24 protein-coding genes are annotated in these 21,853 nt (G+C 43.5%); 17 read left to right on the top strand and 7 right to left on the bottom strand.

Features of this window, described 5'->3' with window-relative positions:
• Positions 1-273: 273 nt before the first annotated feature.
• The 4 genes from ACED53_RS03365 to ACED53_RS03350 form a co-directional block, all read right to left on the bottom strand.
• Complete coding sequence (locus ACED53_RS03365) at positions 274-630, bottom strand: YibL family ribosome-associated protein (protein WP_009846095.1); 357 nt, start codon at positions 628-630, stop codon at positions 274-276.
• Positions 631-817: 187 nt separating this feature from the next.
• Positions 818-2,782: an acyltransferase family protein gene (locus ACED53_RS03360; protein ID WP_017100714.1), complete on the bottom strand. Its 1,965-nt coding sequence runs from the start codon at positions 2,780-2,782 to the stop codon at positions 818-820.
• Positions 2,783-2,860: 78 nt separating this feature from the next.
• Positions 2,861-4,039, bottom strand: coding sequence for an O-antigen ligase (locus ACED53_RS03355; RefSeq protein WP_009846093.1), 1,179 nt, complete (start codon positions 4,037-4,039; stop codon positions 2,861-2,863).
• A 252-nt stretch (positions 4,040-4,291) separates the two neighbouring features.
• Positions 4,292-4,678 (bottom strand): tautomerase family protein, encoded by a 387-nt coding sequence (locus tag ACED53_RS03350; RefSeq protein ID WP_017070218.1) that lies wholly within the window; start codon positions 4,676-4,678, stop codon positions 4,292-4,294.
• 296 nt (positions 4,679-4,974) lie between these two features.
• Between ACED53_RS03350 and ACED53_RS03345 the strand changes: the two genes are divergently transcribed.
• The 16 genes from ACED53_RS03345 (at position 4,975) to ACED53_RS03270 (ending at position 17,624) form a co-directional block, all read left to right on the top strand.
• On the top strand, positions 4,975-5,595 hold the full coding sequence (locus ACED53_RS03345) for an LON peptidase substrate-binding domain-containing protein (RefSeq protein ID WP_017100713.1): 621 nt from the start codon (positions 4,975-4,977) through the stop codon (positions 5,593-5,595).
• A 110-nt stretch (positions 5,596-5,705) separates the two neighbouring features.
• Positions 5,706-6,353 (top strand): sigma-70 family RNA polymerase sigma factor, encoded by a 648-nt coding sequence (locus ACED53_RS03340; protein ID WP_009846090.1) that lies wholly within the window; start codon positions 5,706-5,708, stop codon positions 6,351-6,353.
• Complete coding sequence (locus tag ACED53_RS03335) at positions 6,346-7,035, top strand: ChrR family anti-sigma-E factor (RefSeq protein WP_009846089.1); 690 nt, start codon at positions 6,346-6,348, stop codon at positions 7,033-7,035. The genes ACED53_RS03340 and ACED53_RS03335 overlap by 8 nt, the downstream gene beginning before the upstream one ends.
• Positions 7,036-7,179: 144 nt before the next feature.
• Complete coding sequence (locus ACED53_RS03330) at positions 7,180-8,127, top strand: DUF523 and DUF1722 domain-containing protein (RefSeq protein ID WP_017100712.1); 948 nt, start codon at positions 7,180-7,182, stop codon at positions 8,125-8,127.
• On the top strand, positions 8,124-9,569 hold the full coding sequence (gene phrB / locus ACED53_RS03325) for a deoxyribodipyrimidine photo-lyase (RefSeq protein WP_017100711.1): 1,446 nt from the start codon (positions 8,124-8,126) through the stop codon (positions 9,567-9,569). The genes ACED53_RS03330 and phrB overlap by 4 nt, the downstream gene beginning before the upstream one ends.
• A 14-nt stretch (positions 9,570-9,583) precedes the next feature.
• The gene (locus ACED53_RS03320; protein WP_017100710.1) at positions 9,584-10,015 is read left to right on the top strand and encodes a nuclear transport factor 2 family protein; all 432 of its coding nucleotides are present in this window, start codon (positions 9,584-9,586) and stop codon (positions 10,013-10,015) included.
• Positions 10,015-10,746, top strand: a complete 732-nt coding sequence (locus ACED53_RS03315; protein ID WP_017100709.1) for an SDR family NAD(P)-dependent oxidoreductase — start codon at positions 10,015-10,017, stop codon at positions 10,744-10,746. Before ACED53_RS03320 ends, ACED53_RS03315 begins: the two co-directional genes overlap by 1 nt.
• 2 nt (positions 10,747-10,748) lie before the next feature.
• Complete coding sequence (locus ACED53_RS03310) at positions 10,749-12,020, top strand: NAD(P)/FAD-dependent oxidoreductase (protein ID WP_017100708.1); 1,272 nt, start codon at positions 10,749-10,751, stop codon at positions 12,018-12,020.
• Complete coding sequence (locus tag ACED53_RS03305; protein ID WP_017100707.1) at positions 12,017-12,823, top strand: DUF1365 domain-containing protein; 807 nt, start codon at positions 12,017-12,019, stop codon at positions 12,821-12,823. The genes ACED53_RS03310 and ACED53_RS03305 overlap by 4 nt, the downstream gene beginning before the upstream one ends.
• Before the next feature lie 118 nt (positions 12,824-12,941).
• A complete protein-coding gene (locus ACED53_RS03300; protein ID WP_017100706.1) occupies positions 12,942-14,222 on the top strand; it encodes a cyclopropane-fatty-acyl-phospholipid synthase family protein in 1,281 nt (426 codons plus the stop codon).
• Positions 14,200-14,721: a DUF2878 domain-containing protein gene (locus ACED53_RS03295; protein ID WP_017100705.1), complete on the top strand. Its 522-nt coding sequence runs from the start codon at positions 14,200-14,202 to the stop codon at positions 14,719-14,721. The genes ACED53_RS03300 and ACED53_RS03295 overlap by 23 nt, the downstream gene beginning before the upstream one ends.
• A gap of 3 nt (positions 14,722-14,724) precedes the next feature.
• Complete coding sequence (locus ACED53_RS03290; protein ID WP_017100704.1) at positions 14,725-15,312, top strand: chalcone isomerase family protein; 588 nt, start codon at positions 14,725-14,727, stop codon at positions 15,310-15,312.
• Positions 15,309-15,851: a DUF3833 domain-containing protein gene (locus tag ACED53_RS03285; protein WP_017100703.1), complete on the top strand. Its 543-nt coding sequence runs from the start codon at positions 15,309-15,311 to the stop codon at positions 15,849-15,851. Before ACED53_RS03290 ends, ACED53_RS03285 begins: the two co-directional genes overlap by 4 nt.
• A gap of 276 nt (positions 15,852-16,127) precedes the next feature.
• Positions 16,128-16,391 carry a hypothetical protein gene (locus ACED53_RS03280; protein WP_017098840.1) on the top strand — a complete coding sequence of 88 codons (264 nt, stop codon included), beginning with the start codon at positions 16,128-16,130 and terminating at the stop codon, positions 16,389-16,391.
• 206 nt (positions 16,392-16,597) lie between these two features.
• Positions 16,598-17,272 carry an SDR family NAD(P)-dependent oxidoreductase gene (locus ACED53_RS03275; RefSeq protein ID WP_017100702.1) on the top strand — a complete coding sequence of 225 codons (675 nt, stop codon included), beginning with the start codon at positions 16,598-16,600 and terminating at the stop codon, positions 17,270-17,272.
• Positions 17,273-17,384: 112 nt separating this feature from the next.
• Positions 17,385-17,624: an RNA-binding protein gene (locus ACED53_RS03270; protein ID WP_004732698.1), complete on the top strand. Its 240-nt coding sequence runs from the start codon at positions 17,385-17,387 to the stop codon at positions 17,622-17,624.
• 150 nt (positions 17,625-17,774) lie between these two features.
• Here the strand turns inward: ACED53_RS03270 and ACED53_RS03265 are convergent, their stop codons facing one another.
• The 3 genes from ACED53_RS03265 to ACED53_RS03255 all read right to left on the bottom strand — a co-directional run bounded on the left by ACED53_RS03265 (position 17,775) and on the right by ACED53_RS03255 (position 21,058).
• Positions 17,775-18,119: a ribosome recycling factor family protein gene (locus ACED53_RS03265; protein WP_017100701.1), complete on the bottom strand. Its 345-nt coding sequence runs from the start codon at positions 18,117-18,119 to the stop codon at positions 17,775-17,777.
• Positions 18,120-18,257: 138 nt separating this feature from the next.
• Positions 18,258-19,949 (bottom strand): response regulator receiver domain, encoded by a 1,692-nt coding sequence (locus ACED53_RS03260; protein ID WP_017100700.1) that lies wholly within the window; start codon positions 19,947-19,949, stop codon positions 18,258-18,260.
• Positions 19,949-21,058 (bottom strand): ATP-binding protein, encoded by a 1,110-nt coding sequence (locus tag ACED53_RS03255; RefSeq protein ID WP_371692863.1) that lies wholly within the window; start codon positions 21,056-21,058, stop codon positions 19,949-19,951. The genes ACED53_RS03260 and ACED53_RS03255 overlap by 1 nt, the downstream gene beginning before the upstream one ends.
• Before the next feature lie 59 nt (positions 21,059-21,117).
• Here ACED53_RS03255 and ACED53_RS03250 point away from each other — a divergent pair.
• On the top strand, positions 21,118-21,853 hold a 736-nt coding region (locus ACED53_RS03250), incomplete at its 3' end, for an IS5 family transposase (protein WP_371715237.1).

Below are 21,853 nucleotides of genomic sequence, written 5' to 3'. Positions count from 1 at the left end.
AGTTTTATCTGTAATTATCTGTGCTGCTCTACCTATATTTATACAAACTGGAGAGAAATTGTAGATTCGAAAAGCGAACACATTACTGCGTTCACTTGGTGCCATGTTAGTAGCACGTTAACTTTTATAGGAGATAAAAGGATTTGTGACAACAATCACCTCTAAAAAGTTGAAAACGGCGTGAGTATTCTTACCGCTGACTCTGCTTTTTTAATACCTAAAAAAGCAAAAAGGAGCTATTGCTAGCTCCTTTTTCATCACCATCACTGGCAATTAGAATTTTTTCGGTGCGTAACCCGTCATAACCTCAATGCGAAGCTCTTTACCGATCTTGGTCATTGGGTGAACAATTACTAATCCTTTAACAGACTTTTTAAGTTTACCCATATCCGCTTGTTCAGCCTTAGTAATCTCACGCTTAAATGGCATATCAACCAGAGACTTACGCTCTTGGTTCACATCGTAGCTTTCTTTATGTTTCAGCTGAGCGATTTTCTTGGTTAGCTTCTTAATTTCATCTTCAAATTGACGAACAACAGGACGATCATTACGAGTTTTAGCAGCCGCTAACTTGTTGCGACACTTGTCTAGACGGTTGTTAATTTGTTGAAGTTCGTTTTTAACACTCATAATAATTTCCTAAGATTTAACAAGCCAATTCGGATTGGGGCGCGGAGTATAGCACAAGGGTTCACTTGAACCGAAATTTATCTTAAACATCGCTACCTAAACGAATCATTTAAGACCAACACAATAGCTCCAAACACAGAAACGCCCTTATTTTTTCGTGTAAACAATAAGGGCGAATGAGCATTTCCTACGGAGCTGATTGACCCCATATTTTTTCGCGGAATTGAGGAATAAGTTGGCTAGCACCAAATTCATTCAGGTGATCGTCATCAACGTATGTTGGGTGATTGTTGATATCCCCTCGGCACTGCTGATCATCACAAAATATCGGTTCAGGGTCTATAAGAGTAACTCGACAGTTTTGGCTGATTTTTGCATAGGATTCCGTAATCAATGCGGTTCTTTGTCGGTGCTCTTCAAGAGGAATGGAAACCGAAATATCAGATTGATTTAGAATCGAATACTTATACATAGTTTTAGGTACATCTTTCTTCAGCTCAGGGACTGGCTTAACCAAATAAACAGGGTTAGATTGACTAAGCTCGCACATGGTCTTTTCAAAACTGGATAAGATTGAGTTCAGGTACTCTTCAGATCTGGTCTGAAACCTTTTATCCCCTGCGATTAAACTGATCTTTTCGTTCTCACTTTGCCATCCATCTTCATTCGAACCATATAGATAGCCGCCCATTCTGTTAATGACAACAACAGGAACGTTAGGGTAGTTGGTTTTAGCTTTAATCAACGATGCTGAGACAAAATCCCCACACTCTTCTGATAACTCACCACTTGAGAGCACTCTTTTGATACCTGAAATCGTCGGACATGCGCTTCTCGTCCAGTCGATGACCGATGTATCGTTAGGTGCTGACGCTTCAACACTTCTCACTATCGATGCGCCATGACTATCGCCTAAAACAATCGCGGATACGGGTCCTGATCCATAGTGACACTCAGGAGAGGGTCCGAATTCGACGTGGCACTCTCCGCTTCGTGGGTTCCGGTCATAGACACTTTGTGCAATGACGAGCTGTGTTTTATCCAGGCGCCAAAGTAATCCTTCACTTTCATAAATAACCTGCCCTATCAAGGCAATAAAGGAAGCAAGAATGAGAGGGTAATAGTTCAAAAAGAACTTACCGCCTTTGCGTGTCTCCTTAGGTCGGTAACTTTCAATGAACTTAAATGAAAGGATCCCCATCAATACCGATACCATTACTCCAACTATATTGTGAGTAATAGTGTTGCTCGTGAGATTCTTAATGAAAACATTAATAGGCCAATGCCAGAGATAAATTGAGTAGGAACATAACCCAACTCCTTGTATCAGCCGTGATTTATGAAAGGTAAAATTGAGGTCCAAATTCAAAAGCAGAATTATCGCGGTAGCAATGACCGGGATAAGCGTCACATGACTAGGCCAAAGTGTGCCGCTGTCGATCATGAAAGGAGATATAAACAGCGAGGCAATAGCAACTAACAGCAATAACTGAACATTGGATTTTTTGAATTCAATGCGCTCTCTTTTCAAAGCAACTACCGAACCTGCGAGCAGTTCCCATGCACGAGACGGTAATGTGTAATAAGAAGCCGAACTCCCCAAATACGCATAGTTATAAGCTAGACTTCCTATTAGAGTCGTTCCAATAGCAACGGCTGCACCTTTAGCTCCGAATAACTTGTAGGTCGCCATTAAAACGAGAGGATATAATACATAGAATTGCCATTCTACGGATAAAGACCAAGTGTGAAGCAACCACTTGCTTTGCGCGGCCACATCAAAGTATCCCGACTCTTTTAAATAGGTATGGTTAGAAACAAACCCGACACTGGTGAGAATATGCTTACCTAGTTTTCTTAACGCCCAAGGGTCTAGGTAAATAATGCCAACGAGTAACACAACAAGGCACATGACCGCTAAAGCAGGAATAATGCGTTTTGCCCTCGCTAAGTAAAAGCCCTTTAATGAGAAGGTATTAGTTTCCAAACTCGACATGATAATCTTTGTCATCAGGAAGCCTGAAATGACAAAAAACACATCCACACCTAAAAAGCCGCCAGTGATAAAACCCGGGAAAAAATGGAAAATGACGACGATTGAGACAGCTAATGCACGTAATGCATTGATGTCATACCTGAAATTTTTATTCATTATTTATTCGTTATAACCTTAAATCAATAAACGGCCTAAAACTACCCACAATGAAATTGGCGTAATATACCGGTTTCATTACGCTTCTGTTCTCACTTGTAGTTTTAGTAGTACTCCAATAAACACAAAGTACATCACAGCTAAATCACCATTCCTGAAAGGTGAATCGAATAGACACATGAAAGAAAAATAAACAACCGGTAACAATACAATAGGCGATAGCTTGTATCTAGAATTAAACAAAGGGTACATCAAACTAAGCATGAGAAGGGCAATGCCTACCAAGCCAGATGACGCTGCTTTATCAATATAATTGTTATGCAGGTGTGCATTAACGATAAACCTCTTTCCCGAATTTGTTGGAGTAAATGAGAGTTTATCTAATTGCGCTTCTTTATCGCCTCCAATGCCGAGCAAGGGGCTATCCACAAAGAAGTCGAACCCTGCTTGATACATTTGTAATCTTAAGCCTATGGAAGTATCCATGTTGCCTTGTGATATCTCATGGTACTCATGCAAGCTATAGTCAATACGTTCACTTACCACGTCATATTTCGACATCAAAAACACAGAAAAAACGACCATGGCACTAATACCAAGCAGCGCCTTGTACTGACGATGCTGCATCATCATTTTGAATAGGACAACTAAACCAATAAAAATAACGGCTAGTAGAGGTCCTCTTGACCCCACCAAAAACATTGATAGAAAGCCTATAAATGCCAAGATAGCTATTGCTTTGGTTTTTTTTCCTTCATACGAAACACAGCCAAGTGCGAGCAATAAAATGACAGAGAAACCTTGAATTGAAGCTATAACAAGAGCATTAGACGGCAAGGTCCCCCGATCCCCGGAGAGAAAAAAGATATAATAAGCAACGAGGACAGTTGTACTGACAACAGAAGTGAAGCATAAGTTCTGTATATCTGATAACTTAACAAAGCCATTTCGATAAAAAAGGAAAAATACCAGAGCAATCAAAGTTGCCCTTAGTTCTTGACTACTGAAGCCATGCAACTCGTAAGATATAGTGGAAAAAATAGAGAGCAAGAGCAGTATCCACACCCAGCCATCTTCAAACCAGTCATGTTTCTCCTTGTTTTTTCGGTACAAAAGAGCACAACAGGCCGCTATCAATAAAGTGATACCCACAAGTGGCTTACTCCCCTGACCTAGCCACACCTGAACGGTAACAATCCAAAACAAAGGCAGTGTAATGAGTATCTTTTGAATTAAATTCGTGTTGATTCTAACCATAACTAATCTAAAAATGCTGAGAAGAGTTGCACTCTAAAACAAACTTGCCACTGTCGCAAACGAACTGTAGTGACATACAGCGGAAAACAAAGAAACTAGTCCCTTTAGGGCTTTGTCCATGAATCATTTACCTATAATTCATATGTCCAAACTCAGCCCATCTAACGGCTTTGGCATCAAACTCCAAAACCACGACTAGATAGGTTAGCTTAAGCCTTCTGTCTTACGTATTAGGAGTTAGGAGCTTAAACCCTAGACCTTTACTTTATACTTAAGATCTTGGGCTTCATCGCCAGTCATGCCTCGAAAGCCCCAGCAATGCGATGGCTGCTCCTTGATGGTGATCTCGATATCAATGGGAGAGATGGCCAGCTGCTTTTCTATTTCAGAAAATATCTTCTTAATCAGGCGCTTTTTGGTGTTCACCGCTCGTCCTTCCATCATATTAATTTCTATGACGGTGTAAGCTTCTGTTCGCCCTTCGGGATAAAAGAAATCATCTCTTTCTAATGGTACAAACCGATGCGCTCGTTTGTCATCAGGTAACCCCATCTCACTGTTCAAACATTGTTGTAAGACATTAGAAAGCTGTAACTTAATCGGATTTAAGCACTCTTTGATACCATAAATAACGATCATGACCATTCCTTTGATGTGATGTCAGGTAAAGAAGAACTAAGAGATAAGCATGTCGCTTGTTATCTACCCATTGACTAATTCTTAACCCATATTACCTAATGCCGTAAGTTAAAAAAGGTTAAACCGATTAAATTGCGAATAAACGCGACAAAAAACCATGTCTCCCTCTCTCTAACTTCCTGTTCAATACATCACCCCACATTGATCGAACTTCAACGAGTACACGTATACATCTCTGAATTACGTACGAATCAAATCCGTACAGACTCAATCATGTATGAACTAAGGAGTACTTTGTGCCGAATTCAGCTGAGAAGATCACACGGATAGAAACCGAATCAGAAACACCCGTAGAGACTTCTCAAGAGCTTGCGGTGTTTCCTCTCCCGTTATTCATTTTGCCAAGGGGCAGACAAAGACTGCGTATTTTCGAACCCAAGTATTTGAAAATGGTCGCTCATGCTGCGCAGGGAGACGGCTTCATCATTGCGACTCAGGACAACACCAACTCCGAACGTCTGAGTTCTTGGGGGACAAAAGTGTCTATTGTCGATTTCAATATGTCCGATGATCAAATCTTGGAAATCGATGTTGAAGGCGAACAGTTGGTCCAGCTTCACTCGTCCTTCCGCGACACAGATGATTTAATAAAAAGTGATTTCCGCCCGTTGCCTCACTGGCCGCAACACAGCTATAAGGTGCCGAACGTGGTGACTGCATTTCTTGTCGAGTTGTTTCGAGAACACGATTCAATCAGAGCACTTTACCCCACTCCTGACTTTGAAAGTCCTCAATGGATCTGTGCTCGACTCCTCGAAATGATGCCTATCCCATTGGAAAAGAAAACCAAATTCACAGAACCCGCTAGTTTTCCGTCTTTAGTTCCCTTTTTGAATCAAATCATTACAGGGCAATAAGCACTTTTATTCACTATAATTTTGTATAGTAGAAATTAATTTAAAATAAAGTGATCCCTACTCTCACTCTCCACGTAGTGTCTATCAAATTCGCATGATGGTTGATTACTATGCAAGTGGAAAGCAGAAGAACAGGGAACGGCAAGGAGCATGTCATTATCCCCGACAACAAACTACCTACCGAAAGTAAGGTACCTACAGAGCTCTCAAGCTGGCTGATTTTGGTTGGTTCAGACAGAGATAAGCAGGCATTTACTTGCTTGTTTAAATTCTTTGCTCCCAAAATCAAGCGTTTTGGCATCAGTAAGTTGGGCGGTGAAGCCGCTGCCAACGAGCTAGTCCAAGACACGATGACCAACGTTTGGAAGAAAGCGCATCTCTACAACGAAGAAAAAGGCGCAGCAACCACTTGGGTTTATACCGTTATGCGGAACGCCGCCTTTGATATGTTAAGAAAGGTAAAAGCGAAAGCAGAGCAAACCATCGCTGACGACATTTGGCCAATTGACGCCATGGTAGCCGAATCACAAAGTGATCAGCTTCAGTTTGGCGATCATCTAATGAGCCGTCATGTAATGACTCAAATCGAAAAGTTGCCTCTCGCTCAAAAAACCATTGTGAAAGGTGTCTACTTCCAAGAGTTATCGCAAGAACAACTCGCCCAACAACTCGATGTCCCGCTTGGAACTGTTAAATCACGTCTAAGACTCGCACTCGCCAAACTAAAAGTTCACATGGGGGAACAAGACCATGATTAAACATCACCCAAATGCGGCAATCTTGAAAGATTTTGTCGATGGCAATCTAGCGGATTCGGTTTCTCTGATTGTTTCTAGCCATGTAGAGCTTTGTGAACACTGTCAAAAACAAGTAAGCATGTTGACGGCGCAAGCCGCTGACTCAGTCTTTGAAAGCGATACAGCAGGGCTAAAACGGTCTGACAGCGAAATGGATGCGTTCCTATCTGACGATGGGGAGTTCGATTTTGATGCTATTGACCAGATCACAGCTGATTTGTCTCAGGCTGTCGAAGTTGTTGTTGAAGCGCAACAAGAGACTGTGTCTAACACAACCTTCACGATTCCTCGCGCACTCAATTCAGTCGCAAGAAAAGACTGGTTGAACTTGGGCAAGATTTCTCGCGCACGACTTGATTTTGATGACGAATCACACCATACCAGCTTGCTGCATATAGATAAGGATGGACAGGTGCCTTGTCACACTCACAAAGGCTTCGAGATCACGCTTCTTTTAGAAGGCAGCTTCGAAGACGAAATGGGTGTCTACAACAAAGGCGATTTCATCTGGTTAGATGGAGAACACACCCACCAACCTGCGACTAAAGAAGGCTGTGTGTGTTTAACCGTTTCAAGTGATGCCTTGTATTTCACTAAAGGGGTGAGCCAACTGTTCAACCCACTGGGTAAATACATTTATTAGCTTCAAAAGATTTATCGGGTACGTCACAAGACTCATAGAGTTGGCTAGTAAGAAAAGTAAAAACCGAACTAAAGTAATGTTTAATAAGCAACAAAACACACAATATAAGAATAACAACGAGCAATGAGTGTAAGGAATTGACCAATGGATAAAAAAATAAAAATAGGCATTAGTGCATGTGTCGCCGGTCATAAAGTTCGGTTCGATACTGGCCATAAGCGTTCTCGTTTTTGCACAGACGATCTTGCAGACTACGTAGAGCTTGAGCCAGTTTGTCCAGAGATGGGGGTTGGACTTCCAACGCCTCGTCCTACGATCCGTCAAACAAGAATGTTAGACGACATTATTCATGTTTCTCGACCTGATGGTTCTGGCGATGTCACCGATGAACTGATCGAGTTTGGGCAAAACTATTCAAAGAACAATCAACACATCGCAGGGTTCATTGTGTGTCAGAAAAGCCCAACCTGTGGCATGGAGCGAGTAAAGGTTTACCACCACCACGGGCGTGGTTCTGAGTCGACAGGTGTTGGCTTGTTTACTCAACAGGTTATGCAAGGCAATCCCCTCCTTCCAGTAGAAGAGAATGGTCGCCTCAACGATCCAATTCTGCGTGAAAACTTTATGACTCGTGTTTTCACATATCAAAAGTGGCTCGATCTTGTCGATGAAGGCGTAACCAAACATAAGCTGATTCAATTTCACAGCGCTCACAAATATCTAGTGATGTGCCACCACATTGAAGGCTACAAGAGCCTAGGCAAACTTTTAGCGAGTAACGATTTAGAGATCGATGAGTTGGCTGAAAAGTACATCGAAGGTCTGATGACGGCGCTAACGCATCATGCAAATCGCGGCAGTCATGCTAATACTCTGCATCACTTGCAAGGTTACTTTAAGAAACAACTGAGTAGCGCTCACAAACAAGAGCTCACCAATCAGATTTCATCATTCAGAGAAGGGCTGGTTCCTCTGTTAGTTCCACTGACGCTGATTAATCACTATCTGATGGAATACCCAAACGAGTACCTAGAATCACAAGTTTATCTAAACCCGCACCCACAAGAACTTAAGCTGAGATACGGATATTGAGCGACATTCTATGGATAAGACGAGACCTGAGGATTCACGATAACCCAGCGCTCGTCTCTGCAGTTGAAAACGGCGTCTCTATCGCCGTTTTTATTTCAACCCCGCAGCAATGGCAACAACATCACCTGGCACCGATAAAAGCGGACTTCATTTATCGCCACCTGAAACAGTTCGAGTCACAACTCGCTGAATTCGGTATCACTCTGCTGCACCTCAAAGCCACAGACTTTAACGATCAAGCTATTCAACTCATCAACTTGTGCAAACAGGTCGATGCGACATGTGTGTATGCCAATTCAGAGCCGGAAGTGGATGAGCAGTTAAGAGACAAACACTTAATCGCAAGCGGCATCAAACTGAAAATAACCGACTGCGATACGATTCTGCCATTAGGTAGCGTACTGAATAAACAAGGTGAGATGTTCAAGGTTTTCACACCTTTCAAAAACGCATGGTTAAAAGAAGTGCAAGCGAAAGGCATTATTTGCAGCCCAACTCCAGTGCATTCAACAGGATCAGCGCAAGCAGATTCATCTGAAACGGATTCGCTTCAGAACCTATCACAACTGAAACAATCGTTAAGTGGTTTTTCTGGCGAGTACGATTTCGACTTTCCGCGTACCGATTCGGAGCGTTGGCCACTAAGCCAAAACGTCCTTGAGAATGTGATTCCCAATTTTTTAGCCAATAAAGTTAATGACTACTCTCGCCTTAGAGATATTCCATCAGTAAAGGGGACATCGGGCTTATCTCCTTACTTGGCTATTGGTGCAGTCAGCCCTCGTTGGTTAGCGATTCAATTGATTCAACAACAGCCTGACTTGTTATTTGATACTCAGTTGCCAGCCTTTTCTTGGCTTAATGAATTGATTTGGCGAGATTTTTATAAGCATTTGATGTTCCACCATCCTAAACTGGTTAAAGGTGCGAACTTTCAGCAGAAATACAACGGCTTAGATTGGTATCACGACAACCCTAGTTTTAAAGCTTGGTGTGAGGGTAAGACAGGCTACCCATTAGTTGATGCAGCGATGCGTCAATTGGTTGAGACAGGCTGGATGCACAACAGGCTAAGAATGGTGGTGGCAAGCTTCCTAACCAAACACCTGCTGATTGACTGGCGCTGGGGCGAACGCTTCTTTATGTCGCACCTTATCGATGGTGATTTCAGCGCCAATAATGGCGGTTGGCAATGGGCTTCAAGTACTGGCTGTGATGCTCAACCCTACTTTCGAATTTTCAATCCGATCACCCAGAGCGAAAAGTTTGATCCGAAAGGAATTTTTATTCGTAAGTACATTCCAGAGCTGCAAAATATTCCTGACAAGCATGTGCATTTTCCACATGATTACATTGCAAAAAATGGAATTAACAGCGAATACTGGCAACCCATCGTTGAACACAAAGAAGCACGATTGAGAGCCTTAGCCTTTTTCAAATAATTAGAGTGAATATTATGGATAACTCTCTATGGCTTGATAACTTTCTCAACATGTATCGAGAACTCGGAACCGACAATTTCGACGTGCTTAAGACGGTTTATCACCCCGATATTGAATTCCAAGACCCGCTGCATCATGTCAGCGGTATTTCGGCGCTTACCCACTACTTCGAGAACCTCTACACCCAGGTAACGAGCTGTTACTTTCATATCGAACACACTTTCGAAGCGCACGACGAAGCTTCGGTGTATTGGACGATGCAATTTTCTCATAAGCAGCTGAACGGTCAAAAGCCGATCGAAGTGCAAGGACACAGCCACCTCAAGATGCTCGACGGTCAAGTGGTTTATCACAGAGACTATCTTGATGTCGGCTCTATGTTGTACGAACACATTCCAGTTCTGGGCTGCGCCATCAAATCCATCAAAAAGAGAGCGAGCCAATAATGCGTATTATGATCACAGGCGCGACCTCAGGTATCGGCCAATCACTCGCTATAGATTATGCTCAACAAGGGCATCAGGTGATTGCTTGCGGCCGTAATCAAGACAAACTGCAAGCTTTAGTTGATTCTCACGAGACAGACTTATCGCACTCGTCAATTGACCCACTCTGTTTTGATTTGACCGATTACCACAATTTCCCTGCACTCGAACAAGATAAGCAGCTCGACCTACTGATCTTGAACGCGGGTGATTGTGAGTACATCAACGACCCCGTGAATTTTGATGCCGAGCTTTTCGAGCGCGTCATCAACATCAATCTAATTTCAATTGGCTACGCCCTTAAAGCCTGGTTAAAAAACATTAAGCCGGGCGGCCGTTTGGTTTTAGTAAGCTCCAGCGCCAGCTTTTTACCTTTGCCAAGAGCCGAGGCTTATGGCGCTTCAAAGGCAGCCCTCACCTACTTAGGCAGAACACTGTCGGTTGATCTGGCCGAGCACAATATTCATGTCTCAATTGTGCACCCAGGCTTTGTTGAAACACCATTAACCGAGCGAAACTCCTTCGCTATGCCTATGATTATTAGTAGTGAGGCCGCAACTCAGCGAATCGTAAATGGTATTGCTCAAGGAAAGAGTGAAATCGATTTCCCAAGACGATTCATCATGTTGATGAAGCTACTAAGAATGCTTCCAACTCCAGTTTGGCAAAAACTCGCTTCAAGGATGGTATAACAATGAAGAAAATCGCCATTATAGGTTCAGGCATCTCTGGACTGACTTGCGCACACGTATTAGATAAGCACCACGACGTGACCGTATTCGAAAAGAACGATTATGTTGGGGGCCACACCGCGACCGTTGATATTGAACATCAAGGCTCGGCGTTTTCGATAGATACAGGTTTCATAGTATTCAACGATCGAACCTACCCGAATTTCAATCAGCTACTCGTACAACTCGGTGTTGAAAGGCAACCTACCGAGATGAGTTTCAGCGTCCACAACACTACGACGAAGTTTGAATACAACGGCCACAGCATTAATTCGTTATTCGCTCAGAGGAGTAATATTTTCAAACCTCAGTTCTGGTCTTTAGTGTCTGACATCCTCAAGTTCAATAAGCTGTGTAAAGCCCAGTTCGAAAGCAACCAATTCACGCCAGATGTTACCCTCGGCAGCTTCCTGCGCGAGAATCAATTTTCCGACTTTTTCAGTCAGCATTACATCCTACCTATGGGTGCGGCTATTTGGTCGACAAGCTTGGAAGAGATGGAAGAATTTGAGCTCAAGTTCTTCATCCAGTTTTTCTACAACCACGGATTGCTCGATATCGCGAACCGTCCTCAGTGGTATGTGATTCCAAAAGGATCGCGTTCTTATGTTGAAATCATCCTTTCACGCTTAAACAAACCCGTTGCACTGAATACATCGATTAAACAAGTGACTCGCCAAGAAACGGGCATCACGATTGAATTTGAAGATGGCAGCACACAAGGTTTCGACGAAGTGATATTTGCTTGCCACTCAGACCAAGCGTTACGTTTGCTCGGCGATGCGACCGAGCAAGAGAAACAGGTTCTAGGCGAGATCCCATACAGCCGCAATGAAGTGGTTCTGCACACTGATACCCGATTGTTACCAGACAGAAAGCTTGCATGGGCAAGTTGGAACTACATGTTGGATGGCGATAGTAAACGACCTGCCTGTGTGACTTACAACATGAACATTCTGCAAGGCATCGAAAGCCAAGACACCTTCTGTGTCACCTTGAATCAGAGCGAAGCCATCGACCCAGAAAAAATCATTCGCAGCTTTGTTTATCATCACCCGGTACTTAATTCGAACACGGTCGAAGCTCAGCACAAGCGTGAGCAGATTTGTGGCAAAAACCAGACGCACTTTGCCGGCGCGTACTGGTACAACGGCTTCCATGAAGACGGTGTCCACAGTGCACTCGATGTGACCAAACGCTTCGGTTTAGATTTGAGTACGAGTTCAGCGCTATGAACAGTCAAACCCTGACACCCGACATGGGGATAGCATCAGAAAAGAGTGAAGAGCTCAGCGGAATTTACTGGGGTAACGTACGCCACCGCCGCTTTGGCGATATTACTCATGAATTTAGCTACCAGTTGTACATGATGGGATTAGATCTCGATGAAATCCCTCAAACAACCACTCGCAGTCGCTTATTCGGTACTCAGTGGTATAACCCGATTCGCTTTGTTGAATCGGATTATCTCGCTGAAAAAAAAGAAAATGTCACGGCTGATGAACCTAAATCACTTAAGCAACGTATAGCTTCCAAAGTACAACAACTTGGTGGGGTTTGGTCTGTATCAAACCGTGTGACGATGCTGGCTCAGTGCCGTTGTTTAGGGATTTATTTCAGCCCAATCAACTGTTTTTTCTGTTACGACGAAACTGGTGATTGTCGCTATATGTTGGCCGAAGTGAGCAATACGCCTTGGCGAGAAAGACACTATTATCTCATCGACATGCACAAAGAGTTGAAAGTAAAAAAAGAGTTTCACGTTTCGCCGTTCATGGATTTAGACATGAACTATTTGTGGAAAATAAAGCCACCAGCGAAACGCACCTTGGTCCACATTGAAAGCCGCCGAGACGACAAGCTTTTCGATGCGACACTGGCCTTGACGAAACAGTCAGTAACCAAGACAAACATTAGACGAACGGTATTTAAGATTCCGGCGATGACGATCAAAGTCGTGATGGGAATTTATTATCAGGCTCTCAAATTATTCCTGAAAAAAGTACCGTTTGTGGGGCATCCAGACTCAACATCTTAAGTGTCTTCACAGCAACTAAATAATAGAACTCGACCCAAGCTTGGGTTCGCTCCAACTAAGGGGCACAACCCAGCTTAGTTGGCACAAAATATTAGAATGAGTTATCAGCGAGGTTTACATGGAACAGCTTGCCAAACAAAACAACAACATTGAACAACAAGCTAAAGCCGTTGCTGTTTCAAGCAACTGTAAATATCGAGCTTTAATCTTTAAGGTTCTAGAAAGCCTGCAATTCGCGACGCTTGAGATTATTGAGCGCGACCAGCATTCGGTGTTCGGCGATCGAGAAGCAGACTTGAAAGGTAGAATCGTGATTCACGATGCAACCTTTTTTAGAGATGTCGTGATTGACGGCAGTATTGGCGCATCTGAGGCCTACATTGATGGAAAATGGACAAGCCCAGATCTCACCAAAGTGATTCAAATCATGGCTCGAAATCAATCTCAACTCGACGAGCTTGACGATAAAACGCAATGGATTTCTCGCATCAAAAACCTATTGTTGCGTCGTAAGAATGCCAATACCGAGCAAGGCTCTAAACGTAATATTCTTGCGCACTACGACATTGGCAATGAGTTGTATGAACGCTTCTTAGACAGCTCGATGCAATACTCTTCCGCTATCTACAGCGGAGAAGCAGAAACTCTATCCAAAGCTCAGCAAAACAAAATGAAAACCATCTGTGAGCGATTAGAGTTGTCAGAGAAAGACAGCGTGGTCGAGATAGGTACCGGCTGGGGTGGCTTAGCGATATTCATGGCGCAACACTACGGATGCCATGTCACCACAACCACAATCTCAGATGCCCAACACGCGCTTGCAGAACAGAGAGTAAAAGCGCTTGGCTTAACCGACAAAATCACCCTGCTTAAAGAGGACTATCGCAACCTCACTGGTGAGTATGACAAGTTGGTCTCTATCGAGATGATTGAGGCGGTCGGCCATGAATATCTCCAGACCTTCTTTGAGAAATGTTCTTCACTGTTGAAACCATCAGGCAAAATGCTGATTCAAGCAATCACCATTGCCGACAGTCGTTATGACAAATACCGCAAAGGCGTCGACTTCATTCAGAAGTACATTTTCCCAGGCGGTTGCCTACCTTCGGTCTCAGTGATGACCCAACACCTCGCGACCAGTACAGACCTTGTTGTCCAAGAAATTGATGACATTGGCCTGCACTACGCTCGAACGCTTAATGATTGGAACATCGCCTTTGAAAACAGTTGGGAAGAGTTAGAGTCTCTAGGCTATTCAGAAGAGTTTAAGCGCTTGTGGATCTTCTACTTCTGCTACTGTGAAGGTGCATTCAAAGAGCGCGTGATCAGTACTCATCACTTAGTTGCTAGAAAACCTCGTTACTTTGGAGCAAAAGATGAAACGGTTTTGGATTATTAATCTCGTTCTGTTTCAAGCGACCTGGGTTTGCAGCGCCTTCTTTACCGCGCAAGCCCCGTTCGTCACGCCATTGATCGTGGTGGTTCACTTCCTTCTCTCTCCAACTCGCAGTAGCGACTTGAAAATACTCGTCTTATTACCATTGGGGCTATTGCTTGATAGCCTCATGCTCCACTTCGGTATTTTTGCCGTCGACTCTGAAATTGCTAATCAATCTTGGTTTCCAGTTTGGCTCATTTGCCTGTGGATCATGTTCTTAATCAGTTTCAATCACAGCCTGAATTGGCTTTTAAAATGCTCAAAAGTGATCTTGTTTGTCATAGGGTTCGTAGCAGGTACTAGTAGTTATTGGGGAGGCATCAAAGCAGGCGCCCTTCTGACTACTTGGCCAGATGCATCGGTGCTAGCTGCCCTTGCAATAAGTTGGGGGATTTTGTTGCCCTTACTGGTGGCCGCTTACTCCAACTTAGTACAACCCAAAATGGCAACAACGAGGTGACTTATGGCTTTTCCACGCAACCCTACGCAAGCGTTCAAATCTGAGAGCGATAATAGTCGCGTTCGCACTCAAACAAGCGAGCAATCAAGAAATCGACTCTTTAGCTTAGTCACCTTAACCCTTATTTGCGCGGCACTCCTGTTAACCGGAAATGCGAAAGCTTCCGCTGTAGATAATCTAAGCAAACGCGGCCAAGGTGAGATGAGCTACCTGTTTTGGACACTCTACTCCGCTGAATTCTACGCGACCCCAACCAATTCCGAGCGCGCTTTAAAGCTTGAATATTACCGCGCAATTGATAGCAAAGACCTCGTTGATGCCACCCAAGACCAATGGAGCAAACTTGGTTACTCCAACAACAATATCCAACGTTGGTTGAAACCTCTATACGAGATGTGGCCTAACGTAGAAGCAGGAAGCACACTCACTATCCGCGTAACCGAAGACAACGTGAGTCGTTTTTATTTCGATGAGCAGCCTATCGGTATCATTCAAGACAAGCAGTTTGGTGACGCTTTCTTAGCGATTTGGTTATCTGAAAACACCTCTGAGCCCGGCCTACGCAAACAACTTTTAGGTTTAAATAAATGAGTCCAAAAACAAAAATAATCAAACTCGCCCTGACAATATTGTCGCTCGCTTGGCTAACAGGTTGTGGCTCTGCAAGTTTAGAGAACCACGCAGACACGACCCCAGAGCTAAAGCTGGAAACCTTCTTTGACGGTGAATTGATGGCCTACGGCATCGTGCTTGACCGCTCTGGTAACTTACTGCGCCGCTTTGATGCCAAGCTCATCGCTACTTGGGATGGAGACAACGGAGAAATCAAAGAGTGGTTCTCCTTTGCTGATGGCGAGCGTTCAACCCGCGTTTGGAACCTCATCAAAACCGGTGACAACACCTACACAGGCACCGCCAACGATGTCGTGGGCACGGCATATGGAGAGACCCAAGGTTCAGCGCTTTACTGGAAATACGATTTGGAAATCGAAGTAGACGGTAGCACTTATGAAGTAGTGCTCGATGATTGGATGTTCTTGATGGACGACAAACGCCTGTTCAACAAAACCGAGATGTCTAAGTTCGGCTTTAAAGTCGGTGAAGTGATTTTGTATATCGAAAAACTTTAATTAACTGGCGTTTCTGATTAGCAGTTCCATCAGCAATAACCTCGATCCCAAAAGACAATCTCAACCCACAACAGAAAATTGTGGGTTGTTCTGTTTAATCCCTCGAATAGCATACCTGTATGCTCAAGCCTTTGTGCTAAGATGCGCCACCAGCATACAAATGGGCTAAACTCAGTTGAGCGAACGTGATACACAGTTCCACCAATTATGAGCACTTCCCCATTGTTTCGCTAAGCGTAGATCCCCTACCATGAATAATTGAAAAGGCTTTAAAGCATGAGCAAGTTGACCTCAGCGGAGCGTAAAGCTCGCGACAATGAACGTTTCTCACAACGTGTAAACGACCGCAGAGAAAAAGGCGAAGACGTAGTTGCTTACGCACTGACCAACAAGAAAGCTGTAAAATTCCTGACTAAGTCGGAAAAGAAACGCTTCAATGAAGCGAAAGTCATTCGCCAAGAAGAACAGCGAGTGAAAGATCAAGAAGAGCTCAACAGAATCGAAGACTCATTCACGACCAAACAGTTCGACGACGAGTAATCTGATTTTCAAAAGCGCTGGCGCTATGCCGGCGTTTTTACTTTTTAGTACTCCTTCTTTTTTCCGTCCTGGCTTACATCACTTTCTCAAACCTCAATTCTATCGAGCAATCTTAGTCATGAGCCTCAGCATCTTGGTCTTAGATCTCAGAAAACAAGCTTTCAAAGCCTTACTATCTCGATTCAATTCAACAATCCCGAGTCCCCATGATTTTAATCACCGGATCAAGCAGCGGTTTAGGCGCAGCTTTAGCTAAGCAATATGCGAACGCATCAAACAGCCGTCAGCGCTTAATGATCACTGGCCGCAGCTCACAACGTTTAGCTGAATTAGCGAAAAACCTGCCAGCAGATACCGTTAGCCAAACCTGTGATCTATGTGACCCGCACTCCGTAAGCGAACTGCTTGATGCATTGCCAGAAACACCAAAACTGGTGGTTCACAGCGCTGGCAGTGGATACTTCGGTAAGATAGAACAGCAAGATCCAGCGGCGATCAGTGACATGCTAAAAAACAATATCGAGTCCTCGATATTTCTGATTCGTGAGCTGGTTCAGCGTTACAAAGATCAACCCGTCACCATTGCGGTCGTGATGTCGACCGCAGCTCAAGGCGCTAAAGCAGAAGAGTCCACCTACTGCGCAGCAAAATGGGCAGTAAAAGGCTTTATCGAATCGGTAAGGTTGGAGCTCAAAGGTCACCCGATGAAGATCGTTGCAGTTTACCCCGGCGGGATGGCAACCGAGTTTTGGGGAACCAGCGGCAAAGCAATGGATACCTCAAGCTTTATGACCGCACAAGAAGCCGCTCAAATGCTGCAGCAGGCGTTAACCAGTACCGAGCATGGATATGTGTCAGATATCACGATAAACCGCGGTTAACGGCTAATGAGAGCAGCGAACAGGTAAACCGAGCTATTCCGCTAATTATTTGTGAGGGTGAGCACGAAAGTGTGCGACAATGCTCAGCGTAAATTCATATTCAAGGTTTATTATGAAACTTCTAGTTCGTAACCTATCGCGCTCTACTGCAGAGCAAGACATCCGTGTTCTATTTTCTGAGTTCGGCTCAGTAAAAGAGTGCAGCCTAGTTTTAGACCAAGAAACTGGCGAATCTAAAGGCTTTGCTTTTGTTGAAATGCCAGAGCACGAAGAAGCTAAAGCAGCACTAAACAAGCTGAACTTGTCAAAGCTTGGCAAAAACACGATTCGTGTAAAAGTCGCTAACTCTTAATCGAGTAAACGCTTTATAAGCCACATGGCTTAGCTTAACAGCAGCACAAACACAGATGATAAAGCCCGTAACGATATAACGCTGAAAAACGTAATATCGTTACGGGCTTTTTGCTGCTCGCGATTCTCTTTTCACACGATTCGAATACGCCTACAGCCCTTCATGTTCATCAATGGCACGCCTTGCTTCTGCCATTGAACATCCAGATTCCATCACCAGTTGAGCGACGGTCATTGAGGGTGTCGCGGCCAACAGAGATGCCAAACACACCAAAGGTTTAGGCAGCACTTTGTCGATTGCGATTGCTATCCAATCGTCATTTTCGTGAGTTAACATCGTTTTAAATTCAACGAGTTGATGCTCTTGAGCGACCAAAAGCCAATTACGCGAACGACGAACTCGTTTCAACTGACATCCACATTCTGCAGCATGCGCCATCACTTGGCTTTTATCACTCACACGATGTACAAAACTATTCAGTGGGACGCTAAACATAACTCTCTGCTAACCAATATATTCCTACCATTCAAGAAATCTAGAACTACCACTCAATACCTCAATCACAACTCAATAAAATCATGCTTAGGATTACACATACTTCAGACGTAAAAAAGCGGCTTATAGCCGCTTATCTTAGTTAGCTTGAGCTTTTCGTCGCCTTACCCATTCAACCTCATCAACTCCGACGCGATTAAAGTCACCCACAATTGATGATACTTTCGTTTGGACATCTAAGTCTTCAAGGTCTCCAATCCACTGGTATTTTTTATTTGCTTCTGACTCAAATACAATACTATCTTGATCATCAAATGCTTCAACCTTCGGCCCCCCATGGGCTTTAAACTCAATATGTTCTAACTCATAAAATTTCAAATTAGTTCGCAGGTGAACATAATCACCCTCGTTGTTTATATCTGGTGCAACTAAATCAAACACACCATCGTTAATAACTAACTGCGCAAATAAGAAGTTACGTGGTCTCTTTACTCTTGCAGTATCACACTTTGGCATAACACATAGCAGATAAGAGCCATCTTCAATTGATTTGATTATTGTTCCTTGGGTCAAATAAGGAAAACCAACCATCAAATCACGGAATGTACGGCGAAAAGCAGTAATACAGGCGAGAGCTTGAGAAGATTTTTGAGTTTCCCCATCAGCTTTACCAAATGCACCGACAACTTTTTCAAGGTTAGCGATTACCTTCACTATTTTACTAGCTCTAGCAGCACTAGTATTTTCTTGAACAGCCTTAAATAGCCCTTTCTTTTTTGGGGTAAAACCATATTCAAAAGATTGAAGGAATCCATTTCTACTGAGAGTAATCTCATCAGTAGGTGTCCCATCATCTGTTATAGCAGCTTTCTGATATCGCTTGTCATAGTTTGCTTCAACCCATGTTTTTATTGTGTCGTACCCAAGAGTCTTACGGTCAATCTGAGCAAGCGCTAGCACATTCCTCAAGTACGATGAGTAATTTTCTAACATTAGAACTTCGGAGTCTTCAGGGTCTGGTAAAAGAGCACGGTGAGCTAAATATCCTGAATCTAAATCAGAGCTGAATTTCGCTAATAAAGCTCCAGTATGTTGCCTTACTGTCGTCGTCGCTTTCATCGCAAAAGCAGGAATTAAACCATCAACAAGTATGGCAAATTCTTCTAGCGCTTTAGCTGGTAATTCTTCTTCGTATACTGCCCTAGGGCCTTCAATTGTATTTTTCTTATGATAAAAAATAATGTTTAGCTGCTCTGAACTAACCTGATATTCACCAGGTTTATCTAAATTTTCGTCACCTAAATACTCCCATAGATCATCACGTAACTTCTGAAGATCTGTTTCCCCAGTATATACAACTATGGTACGTAACCTTCCGCCATTTGCCTTATCGTGTTGAAGTATCTGCTTTACGATTTCTTGGCTATAGGTAGCGTCATGATCTACTAGCATCCAATCGAGAATTATGACATCTGCAGTTGCTGATACTTTCATCGCTTTTGAAGCGAAATCAACAGCAGGCTCACCTTCCTGAATCTGTGGCTGATACAAACCAGCCACAATTCCACGATCATAGAATGCATTAGTGAGAGATAACGTATTTAATGGATGTGTGATTTGCTCATTCGGCTCCACTAGTTCTCCTATTTGCACCTCCTCGAGCGGTACGGGTGCAACCATAGGGTCAAAAACTCCACTAGGTTCAACAAGAGCATCGGCAGGTTCAATAATAGTTGAAGCGTTTGTTAAGCCAGCCCCATCATCGATGATCAAAACAGTTTGGACATACTCATCAACTACCTCACGGCAGTACTGATTAAATGCAGACATTACTCTTGCTCCATAATTTTTTCACTAATAACAAAACATGGAGAGGCATCTGCACTTCCACTAGCTAACTGAATATCAAGCCCTTCATGATTGAGGGATTCTTTACTTATAAATAAACCCATGCCACGACCGCTGGATTTTCTAGAGAAAGTGAATTCAAAAATCCTATCTCTATCAATTAGCGGGATTGAAGGGCCATTATTGCTTATGACTAACTGATCACCATCAACATCCAACTTGATTTCTTTCTTATCATTATCACTTTCCAGTTGGGTGTTAAGCCAGTAAATAGCGTTGTCTACCACATTGATAAACACGGGTAAAAATGACGATGGAAACACATTGGTCGTTTTCACCATAAACGCTTTAGTCGACGTTAATTCAATGTTGTGGCGTTTTAAGCGTTCATCGAAAATATCTTTTAGGTAGCTGTCTATTTCTTTACCTGAGAGATCTATCTTGCTTCGATATAGCCGGCGATTTAACGGGGTAAACATTTTCAAATACCCATCTAAATGCGCAAAGCTGTGGCTAATGTTGTTATATAGCCCATTTAGCTTAGGGTTTTTATCTGCCCAAGGTTTGAGGGAACGAATTGAACTTCTTACGTTACGAGCAGTACTGCTAAACTCATGCTGAATAATGCCCAGTGACATTCCTAGTTGAGCAAACTCATAGTATTGGTTGAGGGATTCTTTTACTTGTTCGTTTTCACTTTCCAAGGCAACGATAACGTCTACTGAACTTGATTCATCATCGTTGATGTCATTAATAACAAGCTCGATGGTATCTCGCATTTTTTTGAAGTATTGTTCCGTTTGCTCATTAATCTCTTCTAGCTGCTTTTCCCAAGACGAGACAACCTCTAGTGACTCTTCCTCAGAATAAGTATCTATAGCGGTTGAGTTTATGGATGTCATAACCTCAGCTAACGCTTGAGTATATTCGGCAGACTTATTTCGAGCCTTTTCTTTAATAACAGCATCTATTTCACCGACATTGCTTTTTAGTTCGTTACGGTAGCTCGATATTGTCTTGGTCAGTGTTTTCTTCTCTTCTTCGATAAATTCACTGACGCGATCTCTGAGTGGCTTTGTTGCGTAATTCAATGGAACTAAATCAAGAACCTACGATCTGATCAGCTACCACCACTCTCTCTCGTAGCCTTATGCCTAAACCTTGTTACAAAACAACCAACTGGAAGCAATACAACCAATCGCTCATTAACCGTGGTTCTCTGACCTTCTGGATCGATGAAGAAGCAATAAGTGGGTGGGCGCAAAGCAAACAGAATAAGCGCGGGAGGCCACGTCGGTTCAGTGATTTAGCTATTACGACAGCACTCATGGTGAAACGAGTTTTTTCTATGCCACTGAGAGCGCTGCAAGGATTTATCGACTCGATATTTAGGTTAGCCCATGTGCCGTTAAGTTGTCCGCATTACACCTGCATCAGTCGTAGAGCCAAGCAAGTTGAGGTCTCATTTAAGACTAAAGCGAGAGGAGCGATACAACACCTAGCCATTGATGCAACTGGCCTTAAGGTTTATGGCGAAGGTGAATGGAAAGTCAAAAAACACGGGACGGATGGCAAGCGGAGAGTCTGGCGAAAGCTGCATATTGCAGTTGATACAAGCACTCATGAGATCATTGCCGCCGAGCTAAGTTTATCAACGGTTACAGATGGTGAAGTACTCCCGAACCTACTGAAACAAACACGTCGAAGCATCCTTGAGGTGTCTGGTGATGGCGCTTACGACACGAGAGCGTGTCGCGCTGCTATTAAGATGAAGCGAGCCGTTGCGCTTATTCCCCCAAGAGAAGGGGCAGCCTTCTGGGAGCGTGGTCATCCTCGAAATCTCGCCGTGGGTTGCCAGAAATTATACGGCTCAAATAAGTATTGGA

It is taken from the genome of Vibrio sp. 1F169, from assembly GCF_041439605.1.
In the GTDB taxonomy this organism is placed as follows: domain Bacteria; phylum Pseudomonadota; class Gammaproteobacteria; order Enterobacterales; family Vibrionaceae; genus Vibrio; species Vibrio tasmaniensis_A.
The sequence above is the reverse complement of the archived record's forward strand: the minus strand, read 5'-3'. Positions and strand labels throughout refer to the sequence as shown.

What these genes read in the sequence shown, in the direction of transcription:
- ACED53_RS03365 (WP_009846095.1), bottom strand. Translation starts at nt 630, where the DNA reads ATGAGTGTTAAAAACGAACTTCAACAAATTAACAACCGTCTAGACAAG.
- ACED53_RS03360 (WP_017100714.1), bottom strand. Translation starts at nt 2,782, where the DNA reads ATGAATAAAAATTTCAGGTATGACATCAATGCATTACGTGCATTAGCT.
- ACED53_RS03355 (WP_009846093.1), bottom strand. Translation starts at nt 4,039, where the DNA reads ATGGTTAGAATCAACACGAATTTAATTCAAAAGATACTCATTACACTG.
- ACED53_RS03350 (WP_017070218.1), bottom strand. Translation starts at nt 4,678, where the DNA reads ATGATCGTTATTTATGGTATCAAAGAGTGCTTAAATCCGATTAAGTTA.
- ACED53_RS03340 (WP_009846090.1), top strand. Translation starts at nt 5,706, where the DNA reads ATGCAAGTGGAAAGCAGAAGAACAGGGAACGGCAAGGAGCATGTCATT.
- ACED53_RS03335 (WP_009846089.1), top strand. Translation starts at nt 6,346, where the DNA reads ATGATTAAACATCACCCAAATGCGGCAATCTTGAAAGATTTTGTCGAT.
- ACED53_RS03330 (WP_017100712.1), top strand. Translation starts at nt 7,180, where the DNA reads ATGGATAAAAAAATAAAAATAGGCATTAGTGCATGTGTCGCCGGTCAT.
- ACED53_RS03320 (WP_017100710.1), top strand. Translation starts at nt 9,584, where the DNA reads ATGGATAACTCTCTATGGCTTGATAACTTTCTCAACATGTATCGAGAA.
- ACED53_RS03315 (WP_017100709.1), top strand. Translation starts at nt 10,015, where the DNA reads ATGCGTATTATGATCACAGGCGCGACCTCAGGTATCGGCCAATCACTC.
- ACED53_RS03310 (WP_017100708.1), top strand. Translation starts at nt 10,749, where the DNA reads ATGAAGAAAATCGCCATTATAGGTTCAGGCATCTCTGGACTGACTTGC.
- ACED53_RS03305 (WP_017100707.1), top strand. Translation starts at nt 12,017, where the DNA reads ATGAACAGTCAAACCCTGACACCCGACATGGGGATAGCATCAGAAAAG.
- ACED53_RS03300 (WP_017100706.1), top strand. Translation starts at nt 12,942, where the DNA reads ATGGAACAGCTTGCCAAACAAAACAACAACATTGAACAACAAGCTAAA.
- ACED53_RS03295 (WP_017100705.1), top strand. Translation starts at nt 14,200, where the DNA reads ATGAAACGGTTTTGGATTATTAATCTCGTTCTGTTTCAAGCGACCTGG.
- ACED53_RS03290 (WP_017100704.1), top strand. Translation starts at nt 14,725, where the DNA reads ATGGCTTTTCCACGCAACCCTACGCAAGCGTTCAAATCTGAGAGCGAT.
- ACED53_RS03285 (WP_017100703.1), top strand. Translation starts at nt 15,309, where the DNA reads ATGAGTCCAAAAACAAAAATAATCAAACTCGCCCTGACAATATTGTCG.
- ACED53_RS03280 (WP_017098840.1), top strand. Translation starts at nt 16,128, where the DNA reads ATGAGCAAGTTGACCTCAGCGGAGCGTAAAGCTCGCGACAATGAACGT.
- ACED53_RS03275 (WP_017100702.1), top strand. Translation starts at nt 16,598, where the DNA reads ATGATTTTAATCACCGGATCAAGCAGCGGTTTAGGCGCAGCTTTAGCT.
- ACED53_RS03270 (WP_004732698.1), top strand. Translation starts at nt 17,385, where the DNA reads ATGAAACTTCTAGTTCGTAACCTATCGCGCTCTACTGCAGAGCAAGAC.
- ACED53_RS03265 (WP_017100701.1), bottom strand. Translation starts at nt 18,119, where the DNA reads ATGTTTAGCGTCCCACTGAATAGTTTTGTACATCGTGTGAGTGATAAA.
- ACED53_RS03260 (WP_017100700.1), bottom strand. Translation starts at nt 19,949, where the DNA reads ATGTCTGCATTTAATCAGTACTGCCGTGAGGTAGTTGATGAGTATGTC.